Source organism: Enterobacter sp. Li2LvB3 (assembly GCF_056156645.1).
In genome coordinates this window covers 1-267 of the sequence record NZ_JBSICG010000072.1, presented here as the reverse complement: position 1 = coordinate 267, position 267 = coordinate 1, and the positions used below count along the sequence as shown (strand labels likewise).

At 59.6% G+C, this 267-nt stretch carries 1 pseudogene; it reads right to left on the bottom strand.

Going from position 1 to position 267, the window contains the following annotated elements:
* Positions 1 to 267 (bottom strand): annotated as a pseudogene (locus ACS603_RS23465) (autotransporter outer membrane beta-barrel domain-containing protein); the annotation flags it as partial.

The following is a 267-nucleotide window of genomic DNA, read 5'->3' as shown; positions in this document are numbered from 1 at the left end:
GTGGCTGAACCGCCGGTAAGAATATTCTGGTCGCCGCCGTTCACCGTGGTGGACGTGGCGGAACCGCCGGCATCGACGTTCTGGTTGCCACCGTTCAGCGTGGTTAATGTTGCCGAGCCCCCATTGAGGAGCTGATACCCTGCATTTATGACTGTTGAAGTGGCTGCACCGCCGGAAAAGACGTACTGGTTGCCTTTGGTAACTGTGGTCAGGGTGGCTGCACCGCCAGAACTGACGTTCTGGGTGCCGCCGTTCAGCGTGGTGGAC